The organism is Paraburkholderia sp. RL17-368-BIF-A, from assembly GCF_046054045.1.
GTDB classification, from domain to species: domain Bacteria; phylum Pseudomonadota; class Gammaproteobacteria; order Burkholderiales; family Burkholderiaceae; genus Paraburkholderia; species Paraburkholderia graminis.
Map to the genome: position 1 here is coordinate 103,807 of NZ_JARESN010000008.1, position 16,156 is coordinate 119,962.

At 62.3% G+C, this 16,156-nt stretch carries 14 protein-coding genes; 6 read left to right on the forward strand and 8 right to left on the reverse strand.

All coding sequences use genetic code 11. From position 1 onward, the window contains the following. Positions 1–20 precede the first annotated feature (20 nt). Both P0D87_RS16090 and P0D87_RS16095 read left to right on the forward strand, forming a co-directional pair. Positions 21–5,744: an LPD22 domain-containing protein gene (locus tag P0D87_RS16090; protein WP_408636948.1), complete on the forward strand. Its 5,724-nt coding sequence runs from the start codon at positions 21–23 to the stop codon at positions 5,742–5,744. A 25-nt stretch (positions 5,745–5,769) separates the two neighbouring features. After that, positions 5,770–6,147, forward strand: coding sequence for a hypothetical protein (locus P0D87_RS16095; protein ID WP_408636949.1), 378 nt, complete (start codon positions 5,770–5,772; stop codon positions 6,145–6,147). A 28-nt stretch (positions 6,148–6,175) separates the two neighbouring features. On the opposite strand, the gene P0D87_RS16100 is transcribed toward P0D87_RS16095, so the two are convergent. Beyond that, the gene (locus tag P0D87_RS16100; protein WP_408636950.1) at positions 6,176–6,406 is read right to left on the reverse strand and encodes a DUF4224 domain-containing protein; all 231 of its coding nucleotides are present in this window, start codon (positions 6,404–6,406) and stop codon (positions 6,176–6,178) included. Between the two features lie 324 nt (positions 6,407–6,730). Between P0D87_RS16100 and P0D87_RS16105 the strand changes: the two genes are divergently transcribed. After that, a complete protein-coding gene (locus P0D87_RS16105; RefSeq protein WP_408636951.1) occupies positions 6,731–6,904 on the forward strand; it encodes a hypothetical protein in 174 nt (57 codons plus the stop codon). A 526-nt stretch (positions 6,905–7,430) separates the two neighbouring features. Here P0D87_RS16105 and P0D87_RS16110 read toward each other — a convergent pair. From P0D87_RS16110 to P0D87_RS16130, 5 genes are all read right to left on the reverse strand, one after another. Beyond that, positions 7,431–8,009 carry an NYN domain-containing protein gene (locus tag P0D87_RS16110; RefSeq protein WP_321175788.1) on the reverse strand — a complete coding sequence of 193 codons (579 nt, stop codon included), beginning with the start codon at positions 8,007–8,009 and terminating at the stop codon, positions 7,431–7,433. Positions 8,010–8,326: 317 nt separating this feature from the next. Continuing rightward, positions 8,327–9,073 (reverse strand): YoaK family protein, encoded by a 747-nt coding sequence (locus P0D87_RS16115; RefSeq protein WP_006048401.1) that lies wholly within the window; start codon positions 9,071–9,073, stop codon positions 8,327–8,329. Between the two features lie 118 nt (positions 9,074–9,191). Continuing rightward, positions 9,192–9,896: a glutathione binding-like protein gene (locus P0D87_RS16120; protein ID WP_006048402.1), complete on the reverse strand. Its 705-nt coding sequence runs from the start codon at positions 9,894–9,896 to the stop codon at positions 9,192–9,194. A gap of 231 nt (positions 9,897–10,127) precedes the next feature. Next, positions 10,128–10,349, reverse strand: a complete 222-nt coding sequence (locus P0D87_RS16125; protein WP_029970009.1) for a hypothetical protein — start codon at positions 10,347–10,349, stop codon at positions 10,128–10,130. A gap of 155 nt (positions 10,350–10,504) precedes the next feature. Continuing rightward, positions 10,505–10,705, reverse strand: a complete 201-nt coding sequence (locus P0D87_RS16130; protein WP_006048404.1) for a CsbD family protein — start codon at positions 10,703–10,705, stop codon at positions 10,505–10,507. 202 nt (positions 10,706–10,907) lie between these two features. Between P0D87_RS16130 and P0D87_RS16135 the strand changes: the two genes are divergently transcribed. Next, positions 10,908–11,234, forward strand: a complete 327-nt coding sequence (locus P0D87_RS16135; RefSeq protein ID WP_006048405.1) for a hypothetical protein — start codon at positions 10,908–10,910, stop codon at positions 11,232–11,234. Positions 11,235–11,542: 308 nt separating this feature from the next. Continuing rightward, a complete protein-coding gene (gene dcm, locus P0D87_RS16140; protein WP_321175787.1) occupies positions 11,543–12,817 on the forward strand; it encodes a DNA (cytosine-5-)-methyltransferase in 1,275 nt (424 codons plus the stop codon). A gap of 75 nt (positions 12,818–12,892) precedes the next feature. Here dcm and P0D87_RS16145 read toward each other — a convergent pair whose 3' ends face one another. Together P0D87_RS16145 and P0D87_RS16150 are read right to left on the reverse strand one after the other, a co-directional pair. Further along, on the reverse strand, positions 12,893–13,588 hold the full coding sequence (locus tag P0D87_RS16145) for an alpha/beta hydrolase (RefSeq protein WP_053857726.1): 696 nt from the start codon (positions 13,586–13,588) through the stop codon (positions 12,893–12,895). A 148-nt stretch (positions 13,589–13,736) separates the two neighbouring features. Next, positions 13,737–14,663: a LysR substrate-binding domain-containing protein gene (locus P0D87_RS16150; protein ID WP_053857725.1), complete on the reverse strand. Its 927-nt coding sequence runs from the start codon at positions 14,661–14,663 to the stop codon at positions 13,737–13,739. A 165-nt stretch (positions 14,664–14,828) separates the two neighbouring features. Between P0D87_RS16150 and P0D87_RS16155 the strand changes: the two genes are divergently transcribed. Continuing rightward, a complete protein-coding gene (locus tag P0D87_RS16155; protein WP_171800287.1) occupies positions 14,829–16,151 on the forward strand; it encodes a hypothetical protein in 1,323 nt (440 codons plus the stop codon). Positions 16,152–16,156: the final 5 nt, after the last annotated feature.

Below are 16,156 nucleotides of genomic sequence, written 5' to 3' on the forward strand. Positions count from 1 at the left end.
ACTCTCTCATTGAAGCGTAAATGAACGACGACACCAACGCATCTCCCACCACGCCGTCGCCTGCCGCGGCCTATCTACAAAGCACGGCGAGCGCCGCGCAGGGCAATGTCGCACTCGCGGTCGGGGCGAACCCCGACTACGAAGCGGAAATGCAGCGCCTCGCGAAGCAAACGGGGGTGCCCGTCGACAGCGTGAAGGCGTTCCCCGATCAGGTAAAGCAACGCGCGCGGATTCAGGACACCGACTGGCACGCGCTCGCGAAGCAGTTCCCGACGACCGCTGCGTTCTATCAATCGCAAAGCAATGCGCTGATTGCCCATGACGACGTGCACAGCCTTGCAAGCGTCGAAAGCGCCGCGGGCAACCTGGTGCCGCTTGCCCCTGGTACGTCCGGCTACTTCAAGCCCGACAACAGCCCGTTGCCGTTCCGCACTCGCATGGCGAGCTGGCTGAGTGGCGTCATTGGACCTGACGCGACAAGCCTGCTTGGGCTCGATCAGACCGGCAATGCGCAAAGCGCGGGCGCCGCGCAAGCATCGGCACAGGTCTACGCGAGCCAGACCGACACTCCGCTCGACGAGCAGCGCCAGGCGGTTGGCGGCATGAATCCCGCGCCAGTGTCGTTCGCGCGCGGCTTCTTCCATTCGTTCCTTGCCGGCGCGACGCCGGATGCAACCCCGAGCGGCAACACAGCCGCGGACGTAGCGGCCGGCGCGGGCAACCTTGCGGGTTTCGTCACCGGCGCGCCGCTGAAGCTGGCCACAGGTGCCGTCGAACGCGTTGGCGGCTCGCTGCTTGAGCATGCGGCCGGCGAGTCGTTCGCGAAGGCCGCGGCTAAAGACATCACCGGGCAAGCCGCTACGCTCGGCACCGCCAGTGCGCTTACCGCGACGGGCGACGCGCTCAATAAGAACAGCGCAGCCGACGCGTTTTCGTCGATTGGCCGCGCGGGCGCAAGCGGCGCCGCAATGGGTGCTGTGTTCGGCGTGGCCGGCCGCGTACTGCCCGACAACACGATCGTGCAGACGGCTGCGCGCATGCTGGGCGTGAACGCCGCAATGGACGTACTTCAAGGCTCGAATCCGTTCGACAGTCGGCCGACCGCGCAGAAGGCTTTCGACTACGCGCTCAACACGCTGTTCGCGCTCCACGGCCAAGGCCGTGCCGGTGGCGGCTGGTTGACCGACGCCGCGCGCGCCGAGATTGCCACGACGGACGCCGCAAACCTGACGGGCCTTGTCGGCGCTGCGGCGAACGCCAAGCTGCGCGAGCGCGACCCGAACGCGTTTAGCCAGTTCATTGCGCAAGCGAACGCCGACGGTCCGGTGCAGCATGTGTACGTCGACGGCGCCACGCTCGCGAACGCGCTCAACCAGTCGGGCATCGACGCGAACGCGCTCCAAGCCAAGCTGCCGGACGTCGCCGAGCAACTGAACATCGCGCTGCAGACAAACGGCCAGGTGAGCATTCCCGTCGCCGACTTCGCGACGCACTTCGCCGATCCGAAGCTCGCCGAAGCGCTGATCCCGAACCTGCGCACCGATCCGGAAGGCATGACGCAGAACGAGGCGCAGGCGTTCTACCAGTCGCACGCCGACGAGTTCAAGCGGCATGCGGAACAGATCTGGAACGAAGACGAGCTGCAGACCGCGCACGAACTGTCGGCGCAGCAGGTCGGCGACAACATGCTCGCCCAGATGAACGAGGCCAACCGCTTCCCGGCAGAGACGAACCAGGCGTATGCGAAGCTGGTTCAGTCGTTCTACGGCACAACGTCGGAACGGCTCGGCATGACGCCGGAACAGATGTTCGCGGCCTACCCCCTGCGCGTTACGGCCGAAGGCGTGCCGGGCGCCAATGCGCTCGACCAGGACGAACGCGGCAAGCTGTCGTTTGCTGACGACGTATCCAGTGCGCCGAGCACAATCACGCTACTTAAGAACGCGGACCTGTCGACGTTTTTGCATGAGAGCGGGCACCACTTCCTCAACGTGCTCGACCACGTGTCGCGCACCGGTCCCGAGCCGCTACAGTCCGACTTCAAGGCCGTCGCCGACTGGTTCGGCACGACGCCGGAAGCGTGGCGCGCTATGAGTCTCGAAGATAAGCGTCCGCTGCACGAGCAGTTCGCGCGCGGATTTGAGTCGTACCTGCGCGATGGCAAAGCACCATCGCTGGAAATGCAGACCGTATTTCAGCGCTTCCGCGCGTGGCTCGTGAACGTGTATAAGTCGGTGCGCGATCTCAACGTGCAGGTTTCGCCCGAGATGCGCGGCGTATTCGATCGCCTGCTCGCGACGAACGAGAACATCAAGGCCGCCGAAGCCGCGCGCGCCTATATGCCGCTGTTCCACACCGCCGAAGAAGCGGGCATGACGCCGGATGACTACGCGAAGTATCGCGCGCTGGGCAACGAAGCGACGCTCGACGCGGTGCAAAAACTGGGCGCACGCACGCTGCGCGATTTGCGCTGGCTGGAAAATCGCAAGGCCGATGCGTTGCGCAACGTGCAAAGTGACGTTGCCGCAAAGCGCGACGCCACCGAAGCAGAAGTCGAGCGTGAGATCGCGGCCGAGCCGACCTATCAGGCTGATCAATTCATCCGCAACGGTGCACTGCTCGAAGCCGATCGGACGAACAAGGAGCGCCGCGCGTTCGAAGACGCGAGCATGGGCAGCACGAAGCTGTCGCTGCCTGACTTGAAAGCGATGTATGGCGAAGGCGAGGCAGCGATCTGGCGTTATCTGCCGACGGGCAAGCACGGGCTCGCCGCGACGGAAGGCATTCACCCCGACACGCTGGCCGACCTGTTCGGCTTCGGATCTGGCGACGAGCTGGTGCGCTCGCTGCTCGCGGCCGAGCCGTTCCGCGACGTCGTGCAGGCGGTGACCGATCGCCGGATGCTGGAAAAGCACGGCGACATTACGTCGCCTGATGCCATGAGCCGCGCCGCGGATGCCGCGATCCATAACGAAGCCCGCGCCCGGTTCATCGCGACTGAGTTTCGCGCGCTAAACAAGGCGACCGGCCCGGTGCGCGAGATCACCCGCGCCGCGCACGACGCTGCTGAACGCACCATTGCCGCGTCGCGCGTGAAGAACCTACGCCCCGCACAGTACACCGCCGCCGAGACGCGCGCCGGCAAAGAAGCCGAACGCGCCCGTATGGCGGGCGACATTGCTGCCGCGGCAAAGGCGAAGCGCGATCAACTGCTAAACAACCAGCTCGCCAAAGTCGCGACCGAAGCCGCCGACGAAGTGCAGCGCAGTCTCGAATACCTGAAGCGATTCGGCAACAAGACGACCCGCGCAGCGATCGGCGCCGACTACATGGAGCAGATCGACGCACTGCTCGACCGCTACGATCTTCGCACCGGCATCACCGCGAAGGAGCGCGCGCGGCGCCTGTCGCTCATGGATTGGGTGCAAGAACAGGAAGCGCAAGGCCTGGAGCCCGCCATTCCGCAGGCGCTGCTCAACGAGTCAATGCGCGGCCACTACAAGGACATGACGCTCGAAGCGTTCCGCGGTTTCGTGGATTCGGTGCGCTCGATCGATCACCTGGGCCGGCTCAAGCAGACGCTGCTCGACAACAAGGACGCGCGCGAATTCGCCGCGATCCGCGACGAAGCTGTCGCGCAGATGCTCAAGCTGAAGCAGCACACGCCCGAAGACGTACTCAACCCCGGCGAAGGCGGCAAAGGTGTAGACGCGATCCGCGCGGCCAGCATGCGATTCAAAAGCGCGGTAAGGAGCGGCGACGCTTCGCTGCTGAAGATGGAACAGGTGATGGACTGGCTGGATAACCACGACGCGAACGGCGTGTTTAACCGGGTCGTGTTCCGGCGCATCGCTAACGCCGAGGCGCGCGAGAACGATCTGCGCAAGACCATCACGGCGAAGTTCAAGGAAGCATTCGACGCGGTGCCCGACGAGGTAACGAAGGACTTCAGCAACCGTTACACGATGCCCGAACTGCCGGACGACAAGACCGGCAAACCGACGTCGATGCTCAAAAGCGAAGTCATCGCGATGGCGCTCAACACCGGCAACGAATCCAATTACGCGAAGCTGCTGGAAGGCAAAGGCTGGCACGACCAGGCCGTGCAGCGCGTGCTCAATCGCCACATGACGAAGGGCGATTGGGATCTCGTGCAGCGTGTATGGGACACGATCGATACGCTGTGGCCGGAAATTGAGGCACTCGAAAAGCGCGTGTCTGGCGTGGCACCGCCGAAGGTGCAGGCACGTGAAGTTGTCACCCCGCACGGGCGCTATTCGGGCGGCTATTACCCTGTCGTCTATGACCCGCTGCGCAGCTTCACGGCAGACCGTCACAAGGGGCGCGAGACCGATCTGTTCGCGTCCAACTACACCAAGGCGACGACCCGCCACGGCTTCACCAACGAGCGTATCGAGCAGTACAAGGCGCCGCTCTATCTGAGCATGGATGTACTGCCGCGACACGTCGGCCAGGTGATCCACGACATCGCATACCGTGAGGCGATTATCGACGCGCACCGGTTCCTGTCCGATTCGAAGGTGCGCGAAGGCGTCGAGAACACGCTCGGCCGCGAGTACTACGCGCAGTTCACGCCGTGGCTGAAGGCGATCGCCAACGACCGCAACGTCGATAACCGCGAAGTGGCGTTTTGGGAAAAGCTGATCAAGACCGCGCGGACCAATGCGACGATGGTCGGGCTGGGCTACCGGCTGACGACCATCCTGAAGCACGGCGGTGCCGCGGCGCTGAACTCGGTCGGCGAGATCGGGCCCCGCTGGATGGCATCGGGCGTGAACGCGTTCCGGCAGGACATGGCCGGCACGCGCGAATTCGTGTTCGAACGCAGCGGCGAGATGCGTCACCGGATGGAACAGGTCGACCGCGACGTGCGCGACCTGATCCGCAACGTGCAGATCGAAAGCCAGTCAGGGCCGGTGAGCGCGGCGACGAAGACGCTCAACGGCGCGCGCCGGTACGGCTACTACGGCATCGCCATGATCGACATGGCGTCCGCTATGCCGACGTGGATGGGGGCCTATAACAAGGGGCTGCACGAAGGGCTGACCGAACACGAGGCGATCTACTACGCCGACAAGGCGGTGCGAAATGCGCACGGCGGCGGCGGTGTGAAGGATCAGGCGGCGATCCAGCGCGGTAGTGAGTTCCAGAAAGCCATCACGATGTTCTATTCCTTCTTCAATCACGTGTACAACCGCCAGCGCGACATCGGCCGCGCCGCGGCCAGCGGCTTCGGCAATCTGGCGCAGGGCGACGTGCGCGCAGCCGGGGGCGACTTCTCCCGCGTGCTCGCGAAGTCGTTCTGGTACTTCGCGATGGTCGCGGTGTGGGACACGCTGATCAAGGGCACGCCGCACAACGAGAGCTATGTCGGGCACTTCATGAAAGAGCTGGCCGGGCTTGGCCTGGCCGGCGTGCCGCTGGTGCGCGACATCGCCCCGACGCTCTTGCACGATCAGCAGTTCACGGCGACGCCGCTCGCGCAGGCCGCACAGGCGATCACGAACGTCGTTAAAGACGGCACGCACGCGGCGACGGGCGGCAAGGTCTCGCATCCTGTTGCCCATGCGGTGCAGGCAGCGGGCTATGCGTTCGGGTTGCCGGTGGGCCAGGCCACGACGACCGGGCGTTTTTTGTGGGATACGACCGACGGCGCGCAGAATCCGCAGAGCGTCGCGGACTGGTTTCACGGCTTGGTGTCAGGTCGCGCCGAGCCGCACTGAGCAATAAAAACTAAGGGGTAACACCATGCCAAGCAAAGCAATCCGCCACGCGCTGACGAAACTCGAAGCCGCCTGTCTCGACGCGGCGCTCGATGAAGGCCCCATCGAAGACGTGCTCGACACTCCCCGCATGTACCTCGTGCGCGCGGCGAAGGCCGTCGACGGTTTCCGCCTCGGCGGCCCGGCCCCGTTGGGTGGCGTGCAGTTGGTCAGCAAGCTGCAGAAAGAACTCGCCGGCCTGCTCGCGCAGTTGGACGGATGCCTGCCGCGCATGAGCGTCGAGAAGCAGCACGGCACCACATCGCGCGCAGTGCTCGCCAATATCGTGGCCGCGGTGCCGGGCATGCTCGACGACGCGAAGGCGCTCGACCCGTACATGTCGCCGCTGGCGATGTTCGATTAGTCGTACCGGATATCAACGTCGAACGTCACTAGTCGTAGCAGAGTTCGAGTTTTTTCGATTCGGGGCTGCCCGCGCGAATCAGGTTCCATTTGTTCAGCACGAGCGCGTCGAATGCCGAGCGCGTCACTATCACTTCGCCTCGGCGGTTGCACACGACCTCGATATCGAACTGATCCTTGAACCATCGGCGCTGTTTCGAATATCGCGTAGCGCCGGTTATTCGGATCAGGTCCGCGGGCGAAAGCAAGAAGTCGTTCATGTACGGCAACCCCCGACAATGTACGGCGACACCGTACACTAAGTTATTGATTACATTGGTTATTCTCCTTGCAGTATGCCCTAATTCCGCCTATGCTTGAAGACATCGACGATACAACGTCGATCGGGTTTGACAGCCCGAATGCATGTGGCGGATTACCGCCGCTGGCGGTATTTTTTCGTCTGTACCTCTGCGCCTTCAATGGGCGGCGGTGGTAGGGAGGCTTCGGCCTGCCGGGTTCCATATGCCCCGGTCTGTCAACCCTGTCACTGCTGCCCACCCCGTTTGACAGCGGGCGAAGGACAAACGCATATGGAGATTCAGATGAACACTTCGATCGCCTACTCGTCGCCTGGCGTCAACGCAAAATTTGTCCCCGTAACCACCGAAGTGCTTGAGCGTCTCGACGACGCAGAGCTGCGCACAAAGCTGCGCGTCGGCGATATTCTGACGTGCGCGGAAGATGGGCACGTTACGGGGTTCTGGCGGGAAATGTAGTCGGGGGTATATTCGGGGGTATATTTGTTGCCGACTGCCCTGCACGGCTTACTGAGAAAGGCTCCTTGACAGGAATTCCGTTCCTGCCAGGGGGACCAACGAGATCCACAGCCGCTACTACGTGTGCCGAAAGTTGCTAGTTGCGAAGCAACGCTGCGCCAAAACGCGAGAACAGATGCGCCTGCCAAGGGCGCATCAAAACGCAAAATCGGCGAAATCATCAACCTCCTGAAACCAACGTCGCTCCCAGATCGAGTGCCGCTCTTTCTTTAGATGACGCCGCGGGTTGCCGCACATCCAGCAACTGCAGGGCGTGGGTGTATCGATCAGGCGGCCAAGCTGGACCTCGGTCTTGTGCGGCGCTCCGGCCCACCAATCCCTTCGTTTACGTTTGAGTCGCGCCCGGTCAGCCCGGCGCCGCGCTGTATTTGCCATTTCACACCTCAATTTCGATAGCTGAATGTGCGAAAGCCCGCTCGCGGCGGGCTAGGGTGGCAGTAGTCGGCTCTCTCGCTCGGGACTCAGCTTATGCGAGCGGCGCGCGACGAGTGGGCTGCGGACAGGTTGATCGCAACCCGTCGATGTGCTCGTTCAGATTTGCGGGAATCTTTTGCCACATCGGGTCAAGCACGAAGTCGATTCCCTCTCGCCGGGCTTGCTTGGCAGCCGGCACGAAGTCGGCATCGCCCGCCATAAGCACAATCTGATCGACTTGCTTCTTGAAAGCAGGCGACGAGACGTCGACTCCGATTCGCATGTCGACGCCCTTCTGGCGGATATCGATTGTGACGTCGTCCTCCCGGAGGTCAGCCATCTGAATCTTGCCAGCGAGCAGTTCTATCACCTTGTGCGGTTTGATCGTCCATTGCGTGTGGGCCGATAGATGTCCCAGGCGAAGCGCGACCTTGCGTTTGGCGCGCAACTCCTCGTGTAGTGCCAGGCGAAACTGTGCCTCTGCGGACTTCCCGAAATCGACAGCCTTTTTGCTGACCGGGTTGTGCATCTTCTTGTCGAGCGGCGGACAGTCGTAAAAGAAGATGCGATACAACTCGCGCCGGTCTTCTCGATGCGATCGGCCTTGCGATCCGTTCGCGGGATTGGTCACCGCTTTGCGCGCCTACTTTGGTGTGAGATGGGCACAGGCCCATCGGTGTGCGCATTCGGCTGCACGGCCGGCATTGTGAGCGTTGTGCGGTTCAATCGCCCGAAAGCGTTTCACAAAATATGCGCCATCGATCAGAATCGCCGTTGGCATGTGTACCTTTTTATTGTCGGTGAAAAGCAAAAAGCCCGAGGGCTCGGCACGTTGCTGGATGGATGCAACGGCTTACTGCCAAGGGCTCAATGGACAAATAGTAGCAACCTTACTACCGACTGGCAACTACCACCCGCTTCCCATCACCCGCAAGTCCCCGTCGCCCCCTACCACCTCCCCCGCACATCATCCACCAGCGGCACAACCGCAAGCGTCAGCAGCACGATCGCAAGCGGCAGCGTCGACACAAAGCCCATGTGCTTGAACCCGACGGCCCCCGCCAACCCGCCCGCAACAAACGAAAGCAGCAGCGACCCCACCAGAATCAGCTTCTCGCGATCCGCCTGCACAGCAGGCTCCTGGCCCGCAGCCGGCGCCGCATTCCAGTAGATCATCTTGCCGAGTTCGATACCGATGTCCGTGACGAGACCGGTCACGTGCGTCGTGCGGATTTCCGCGCGCGAAATCTTCGTGATCATCGCGTTCTGCAAGCCCATGACGAAACACAGCATGCAGACGGTCGCCGGCACAAACAGCACGCGATGATGTTCGAGATTCGACCCGACGAACCCGAAACAAAGCAGCAGGACCGCTTCGATGGCGAGCGGCGTCGCATAGACACTGCGCAGGCGCCTCCGACGCCCCCAGTTGATCAGCACCGCCGAGGTCGCCGCGCCCATCAGAAAAGCAAGCAGCGAACTGAGCCCCGCGACGAAGAGGCTCGCGTCGCCGAGCGCGGCATTATCCGCGAGCGACGACACGATCCCGGACATGTGCGACGTATATTGGCCGACGGCGAGAAAACCCCCGGCATTGGCCGCGCCCGCGACGAATGCCAGCGATCGTCCCAGACGCCGGTTGGTTGCATCGGTCCGTTCGGGCGCCGTGAAGCCGCGCAAATAGTTGATGGGCATGCTGGAAACTCGCTTCGTGTCACATAGACGGAACGACCGGCGAGCGCCTCGTCGCGGAGAATCCTGGCATCGACCAAAAACCGCGGCCCGCAGCGCCTCGCCGCCCGCCCGCTCCCCGCTAACCCCGCTTCGGACTATCCAGCCCGCGAACCACCGCCGGCCGAGCGACGAACGCGGCCAGCGCGCGCTGAACGTTGGGAAAGTCCTGAATCGCGACGAGCTCGCCGGCTTCATAGAAACCGATCAGATTGCGCACCCACGGAAACGTCGCAATATCGGCAATCGAGTACTGATCGCCGAGAATCCACTCGCGTCCTTCCAGACGCTGCTCCAGCACGCCGAGCAGGCGCTTCGATTCGGCGACGTAGCGATCGCGCGGACGCTTGTCCTCGTACTCCTTGCCCGCGAATTTGTGGAAGAAGCCGAGCTGGCCGAACATCGGACCGATGCCGCCCATCTGGAACATGACCCACTGAATGGCCTCGTAACGGCCGGCGGCGTCCTGCGGAATCAACTGCCCGGTCTTGTCCGCGAGATAGATCAGGATCGCGCCCGATTCGAAGAGCGGCAGCGGCTTGCCGTCCGGCCCGTTCGGATCGATGATCGCCGGAATCTTGTTGTTCGGGTTGAGCGACATGAACTCGGGCGTCAACTGATCGTTGGTGTCGAAGCGCACCAGATGCGGCTCATACGGCAAGCCGGTTTCCTCGAGCATGATCGACACTTTCACGCCGTTGGGCGTCGGCAGCGAATAGAGCTGCAGGCGCTCGGGATGCGCGGCGGGCCATTTCTTCGTGATCGGGAATGCGGACAGATCTGTCATGTGATGGTGTAGCCCTGTGCGGGAATGGCGGATGAAAACGGTATCGGGACGATCGACAGAGCCAGTTCGGCGGCATGGCGGCACGGCCGGCGCTGATACGGCGCTCAGCACGCAATGCGCAATGCGTAATGCGCGGCCTCAATGCATCGTCCCGATCCGGCGACGGCCAAATATAAACCGAGTCGGCGCAACGTGTGCGGAAGCCGGCAGGCCCCCGACGTCAGCCGACGCTCACCACAAATCTTTCGTCGCGCTGCCCGCGCGCACGTTATAGCCCTCGCGCCACAACGCGGCGCCCACCGTCACCAGCAGCGACCTGTGCCCGGCGTCGAGCTGCTCCCACGTCGACGCGACCCAGGCCGCGAAATTCGCGCAGGTTTCCTCGAGGTCGACGGGCGCTTTGCCCTCCAGATACTGGCGTTCGAACATCGAAAGGACTTTTTCCGGTGTCATTGGCGCGGCCTCCGTGTTGGATGCATTCAGTCTAAAGGCGACGCAGCCTGCGCGGCGCGCTCGGCGCGCCAAAGCCGGGTTACTCCCAGGCCGGACCTGCGCTGCAACGAGAAAAGGCGCCGAGGCGCCCTTTCGTCAAACCGCATCACACGCGATTACGGGTTGTTGCGCTTGGCTTCGTCCCTGGCGTCCTTGGCGTCTTCCTTCGCGTCGCCGTAGCTCTGCTGAACCTTGCCCGCGCCCTGCTGGAGATCGCCCTTGAGTTCCTTGCCGGGGTTATCGGTTGCCTTGCCCACGGCTTCGTTGATCTTGCCCTTCACCTGTTCGCCTACCCCTTTTACCTGGTCCTTGTTCATCTTCGACTCCGGTTGAAAGCAATGCCGACGCGATATTGCGCCAGTAACCGGGTCGAGCAACGGCCATGCCCGCCGTTCTTCGGACCGAAACGGCCACGCATAAGCGGGCGGAATGCCCGCGCGCCGCGAACCGCAGGAATATTTTTCGCAGAAGCCCTAAAGTTTCCCTTCAGCCGGCCGTAATAGCGGCCATGGAGGAGCCATGGACCGCACACCCATCAACCTGTCGGCATCGTCGAAAGCCGCGCTGATCGACGGCGACATCACGCACATCGCGCGTGTCATGCGACTGTCGCTGCAAGGCGACCTTGCCGGACCGATCCTGGCGCCGGCGTACTGGCGCGAGCGCCTCTACAAGCTGCTCGACACGGGCAGCCTCACGCACCCGCAGCTCTGCGCAGTCGACAGCCTCCTGCTCCAACTCGACCAGTTCGAGGCCGAGCCGCCCGTCCCGTGGGACGAACTCGCGCCCGCGACCGCGGCGCTCTTTCCGCCGACGCACGAATCCGGCGCGGGGCACCCCGTCTAGCGCCGCTTCATCGCGCTTGCCTCACGCGGCCCGGCCCGACCCGGCCCGCCGCGCGAACGACGGCGATGCGCCGTCGCCGACGACCTTCTCGCCCTAAAAAAACGGCCGCGAACCATGCCGCGGCCTGAACACGTCGCAACGCAGGGACTTCGCGTCACGCTGCTAGCGTACACATCCAACCGTGACAAGCGCATTTCGCCGCCGACGTTCCGGCGCGCCACATCGCGCCCCAAAATTCCTGGACAGGCGGTTATCGAACGGTCAAAATGTCCGCCAAAATTCCCAGCGAAAAACACATGACACGCGACATGACCCTGGCGACGAGCCACGACCTGCTTACCCAAGCGTTGCAGGTCTATAGCCAGGCCGAAATCGCGGCACGCTGCGGAAAAAACGTTCGAACCATTCGCCGCTGGAAGACCGATCAGAGTTGCCCGCGGATTGCGCAAGCGGCGTTGCGTGAAATGCTGCGAACGAAATCACGCAGCGGGCTCGCGCAAGGCGCGCCGGCTTTTCGCTTCATCGATCTCTTTGCCGGCATCGGCGGGATTCGGCGCGGCTTTGAAGCACACGGAGGTCAATGCGTCTTCACGAGCGAGTGGAACGAGTTCTCGAAGAAGACGTATCAGCAGAATCATCGCGACGCCGACGACGCGCATCAGTTCGTCGGCGACATCGTTTCATTCGCGGAGGACGAGATTCCGCCGCACGACGTGCTGCTCGCCGGCTTTCCGTGCCAGCCGTTCAGCATCGCGGGCGTGAGCAAGAAGAATTCGCTCGGCCGCCCGCATGGTTTCGAATGCACGACGCAAGGCACGCTCTTCTATGACGTCGCACGCATTATCGATGCGAAACGTCCGGCCGCGTTCGTGCTCGAGAACGTCAAGAACCTCATGTCGCACGATAAGGGCAATACGTTTCGAACGATTCTCGAAGTATTGCGCGACGAGTTGAAATACGACGTGCACTATAAGGTCATCGACGGGCAGCATTTCACGCCGCAGCATCGCGAGCGAATCGTGATTGTCGGCTTTCGTTCGGATACCGAATTTTCTTTCGACGATCTGCGCTTGCCCGCAACCGGGCCGCGCCTCGCGTCGATCCTGCACAAGACCGACGGCAGCGAGCCGCTGCTGCCGCATGACGGCGAGCGTTTCTTCGATCAAGTTCAGCGCAAGGTTCAGCCGAAATACACGTTGACGCCGAATCTGTGGGCGTACTTGCAGGCTTACGCCGATAAACATCGCGCCGCTGGCAACGGCTTCGGCTTTGGGCTCGTGACACCCGCGAGCGTCACACGCACGTTGTCGGCCCGCTATCACAAGGACGGCTCCGAGATTCTTCTCGCGCAAGGCCACGACGAGCGGCCGCGTCGCTTGACGCCGCGCGAGTGCGCCCGTCTGATGGGCTTTCCCGACGACTTCGTGATTCCCGTGAGCGACACGCAGGCGTATCGCCAGTTCGGCAACAGCGTGGTGGTGCCGGTCATGCAGGAAGTGGCGCGCATCATGGCGCCGCATATCGGTGCGCTGCTCGGGCAAGACGTTCAAGCGAAGCGCGCAAAAGTAGCACTGCGCGCATAGTCGCTTGCACACACGCGGTCCTGTCGCGTAGTCGGCGTGGACAGAACCGCGTGGCCGCAAGACTCGTCCGTAAACTCAGCTTGTCGGCTGCGTCGCGGCCTCGTGAATCAGCGCCGCGACCTCCGTGGGCCGCGACGCGAGCGACGCGTGACTAGCCGCAAGCGTCACGATCTTTCTTGCGTTGAGCCGCGCGGACATCATCTTCTGGTTCTCCGGATGAATCATTCGGTCTTCGCTGGAAATCTGATACCACGATGGTTTCCGCGCCCATGCCGCCGAAGTGATTTGGTCTCCGAACGTTCCCGCTAATGGCGCCTTCTGCGTGACGGCCATGACAAGCGCCTCATCGGCGCTCAGGTCCTGACAGAAGCTTTGACGGAATTTCTCCGGCTTGATCCACAGGTAACCGTCGCTGTCCGGCTCGAGATTGGCGGCCGCCTCTGGCGGACGCTGCTGCGTGATGCCGCCCGGACTCTCCCCCGTATCCGGCGCGAACGCCGCGATATACACGAGCCCCGTCACGTTCGGATGATTGCCCGCCTGCGTGATGACCGCGCCTCCATACGAATGACCGACCAACAAGACCGGTCCGCCGATCTGGGCGATCATCTTGCTGGTTCGTTCGACGTCGTCAGCAAGCGAGGTCAGCGGCAATTCAACGGCGCGAATCGATTCGTGACCTTGACGCGCAAGCTCGACGATGACTTTGCTCCAATGGGCGGCTCCTCCCCAAAAACCGTGGACCAGCAAGATCGCAGGCTGATTGCTCATGACAGCACTCCTGTTGTTCGATTCATAATGGCTCTGCGCTCACCACGGCATTGATCGTCTCCGAAGTTTGCACGCGACGTGTCAACCGCTGTCGCAAAGACAGCGGTGAAAACATCATAGGTCCAATGAAACGGAACAACGAGAAAGTTTATCGGCGTGCGGAGACGTCGAGCGCGGACCCGGCGATCGTGTCCAGATGCGCCCGCAGAACATCGATGAAATGCCGGCTCAGCAACGATGGCGCAGTGTGCGCGGGCATCGCCATGCGCACCGGCACATCAATCGTCGGCTCCAAAGGTTTCACCAGTAACTGACCGGCATAGGTGCTCGCCACATACGGATTGACGATTGCCACGCCAATGCCCGCGCTCACGAGCGCGCAAATGGTGATGGACGACGTGGTCTGGATCGCAAAGTCCACCGGCATATCGTGCGCAGCCAGCACGGCCTTGATCGCGATGGTCAGATCGTCCATCTCTCCAAGCGAGAGCAAGGGCTCGCCGCGCAGCGCCTCCACATGAACCGTGGACTGATCTTTCAACCGATGGCCAGGCGGCAGCACGCATACGGCCGGCACCGTTTTGATGATCTCGGTCTCGAAGTCGAGTTCGTCGAGCTTGCCGGTTGTCAGTATCAGATCGAACAGATCCTGACGCAGCAGGTCGGTCAATTGCGGCGTAGCGGCCGTCTGCAAGTTCAGATACGTTTGCGGAAAACGCGAGCGGAACTCGCGGATGACCTGCGGCAAAAGGCCGCTGCCGAGCGTCGGCGTGCAGCCGATATGCAGTGCGCCCGTACCCGAATTGCGCAGAATCGAGACCACGGACTCGATGTTCTCCAGACCGTTGAAATGCTTCTGCACCGTCTTGTACAGCAGTTGTCCTTCGCTTGTCGGTCTCAACCTGCCGTGGTGCATCTCGAACAGTTTCAGGCCCGAAGAGCTTTGCAGTTCAGCGAGGCGGCGACTGACGGACGGCTGAGTCGTATTGAGCGCCGCAGCGGCGCCGGTCGTTGTACCCATCTGCATGACGGCGCGGAACGCCTGAATCTGCTGGAAGTTCAATGGCCGCGTCATGTAGAGGAAATCCAATCGACTAGGACGGCTGACTATACCAAACGCGAATAGCCGTACCGCAAAAATGAATTGTCCGGCGTCGCCGAGCGGCGATATTCTTCTGCCACTCTTCGCGCCGGCATGAACCGTCGGCGCTTTGCCTGCACTCTTTAGCCCTGGCCGCTCATGATCGCCTCGCCGCTTTGCATTGCCGACCGCCCTGGCCACCGCGCACGAACCCTTCGGCGCACCTGTCCTATCCAGCGGCTACGCGGCGGCGAGCAGCATCATTTCTTCGGCTATTACAACAAGAGCGCGTGGGATCGCACGGGCCGCTATCTGCTCGGCAATGAGGTCGCAATGATGGATGCGCCGCTTACGCCGGACTTGCGGGCCAACGTCGGGTACTTCGACCTTAAGGATGGCGAAATTTTTCATGCGATCGACACAACCACCGCCTGGAACTGGCAAATGGGCTGCCAGTTGCAGTGGCTCGACGGCGAGCCCGGCCGCAAATTAATTTACAACACACGTACCGACGATATGTCGGCGCGTTACCCAGGTTTCGGCGCGAATGTTTTCGACATCGACAGCGGGAAAAAGACGGCGCTTTCAATGCCCGTTTATGTATGCGCACCCGATAGCCGCTACGCGCTTTGCGTCGATTACCGGCGCCTCTATGTGACGCACGAAACGATAGGCTACGCGGAGCATGGCGGTCCATTCACGTTAGAGCTGGCGCCCGCAGACGACGGCATCCATCGCCTCGATCTCGCAACCGGCGAGACTGCATTGATTGTCAGCTATGACGACTTGCGCGAGTTCCACCCGGTTGCGTCGATGGAGCGCGCGATCCACTGGGTAAGCCACATCGAGATCAATCCTGCGTCGTCGCGCATGCTGTTTTTGCACCGCTGGACGGAGCGCACCGCCGACGAAACCTGCTTCCTGCACCGGCTGATTACGATGAACGCCGACGGCTCCGACATGCGTCTGCTCGAATGCTCGGACCATCCGCTGCCGCAACTGGCGGATGATTTCGATCCGTCCGCAGTCGGCACGTTCGACTACGAGAAGTCCGAATACCAGATCTCGCACCCGTTGTGGCAAGACGATGCGCACATCGTCGCATGGAGCCCGCACGCCGGCAGCATTCACTATCATCTGTATGAAGACGCCGACGACGGCCAGGTGGAAGCGATCGGCCGCGATCTGCTGACCGAGAACGGGCATATGAGCTTTTCGCCGGTCGACACGCGCTGGCTGTTATCCGACACCTACCCCGACTCGCGGACCAACACACGCATTCTGTTTATCTACGACATGCGTGAAGGCGTGCGCTATGAGATCGGCGAATTCCATGCACCGCCGGAGCTGAAAAAAGAAAACCGCTGCGACTTGCACCCGCGCTGGAATCGCGACGGTCTCGCCGTCTGCATCGATTCCGTTCACGAGGGTGAACGCCAGATGTATGTGATCGACGTTTCGCAGATTACCGGCGCACGTTGAAGCAA